At 64.4% G+C, this 1,721-nt stretch carries 1 protein-coding gene; it reads right to left on the bottom strand.

Features of this window, described 5'->3' with window-relative positions; all coding sequences use genetic code 11:
• A partial coding sequence (locus H9X86_RS11955) for a transglutaminase TgpA family protein (protein WP_204901723.1) occupies window positions 1-1,721 on the bottom strand: 1,721 nt, incomplete at both ends.

Below are 1,721 nucleotides of genomic sequence, written 5' to 3'. Positions count from 1 at the left end.
GGCAGAGACAGCGGGGGACTTGTCCGGGTCTGAGGGATCGGGGGCAGTGTCGGTGGGGGTGACCTCCACCGGGTACCAGCCGTACCCGTCCAGATAGATCTCCACCCAGGCGTGGGCGTTGGAGTCCAGAACACGGGTGAAATAGGTGGTGGCATTGCCAGCGGCAATGTAGGAGGTGGAGGAGATGGAGGTGGCATAGCCGCTGACATATCGGGCGGGAATCCCCTGGAGCCGGAGCAGCAGGGTGGCGGCGGTGGCGAAGTGGACACAGTACCCCCGGTGGCTCTCCTGCAAAAAGTAGGTGACAAAGTCCTCCCCCGACGGGGTGCGGGGGGTGCCCAGGTCGTACTGGGCGCTGCGCTGCAAGAGCTGGGCGATGAGAGCGGCGGTGTTCAGCTCCGAGGCGTATTCTCCCGTGGCAGTTGCATTCGCTTCATCGCCGCTGGCTTCCAATTCCTCCATGGCCTGGGTAAACCAATCCAGAAGGGGGCCGGAAACCTCCTCTGGCACCTCCAGATAGGGGCCATAGACCTCCTCCTGCTGTGCCAGCGAGGGAATGTTCTGGCGGGAGGGGGAGTCCTCCAGAGGCGTATAGGTGACGGTGTATTCCTCCACGGCAGCGGGAAAGGCCAGAGCGCTGTCAAAGGTCACATATTTGTCCTCCAGCAGGACGGTGTGGTAGGGCAGGTAGGCGGTGGAGCCCAGATAGGTGAGATAGGTCACCGTGGCGGTGGCAGAGTTGGGGATCTTGTCTGCGGATGCGGTACCCAGATTTTCCGTGGACAGGGGTTCCACCCCAGTCCAGGCCTGTCCGGTGTAGTCCCGGTAGATATCCCCTCTCAGATACATGGAGCCAGGCTGGGAGGTGGTCACCTGGAACATACCCCGTCCGGTGTATTTCCGGGGGCCCACGGAGCGGAAGGCCAGGCGGGGCGCTTCCGCTCCCGTGTCCCGGTCAGATACCACGATGCCAGACCCCTCTCCGGGGAACCACTCCAGGCTCAGCAGCTCCTCCTTCAGGTTTACCGCCCAGGCGGGCTGGATGTAGCCCTCCTGGGGAAAGAGGAGGAACACGCCCCAGACCACGGCCAGGCAGGCGGGCAGGGCGATGAGGATGAGCCGGGCGCCCCCGTTGGCATCCCCACGGGCAGAAAGGCCGGAGAGGAGGAGGGTAGCCCAGCAGGCGCAGAGAGTCAGCAGGGCAGGCCAGTCCAGCTCTGACTCGGCCAGAAAGGCGGGCATGAGCCAGGGCAGGGTGAGGGCAAAGACCAGCGTGAAGGAGCGCAGACGGAGAATGGCCCAACCCAGAGGGAGGGCCAGCAGAGCCAAGGCCGTCCCCAGAAACACACTCACCGCCGCCTGGTGCTGGAGGTCAGGGAGGGAATTGGTCAACGGATAGTACCAGGTGTAGTCGGTGTGGGCGGTCCAAAACACCGACAGGGAAGTCAAGCAGGCCCGGGCTCCGTAGACAAGCTGTGCCCAGTCCAGGCACAGGAATACTCCGGTGGCCAGCAGGGTCACCAGCACAGCCTGCGTTCGGTGTCCAGGCAGTGCCCAAATGACCATGGACAGGAAGCCCCCCAAAAGGCACAGCCCCAGCACCGTGGGGAAGGCGGCGGGAAGGGAGTAGGTGGTGAGGGTGAAGTGGGCAATGGAGGCCAGCAGCAGCACCAGAACCAGCCCTCCCGCCAGAAGGGAGCGGGGCGTGGGTGGGGGCAGAT

The sequence above is a fragment of the Pseudoflavonifractor capillosus genome (assembly GCF_016902575.1).
GTDB lineage: Bacteria > Bacillota > Clostridia > Oscillospirales > Oscillospiraceae > Enterenecus > Enterenecus capillosus_A.
The sequence above is the reverse complement of the archived record's forward strand: the minus strand, read 5'-3'. Positions and strand labels throughout refer to the sequence as shown.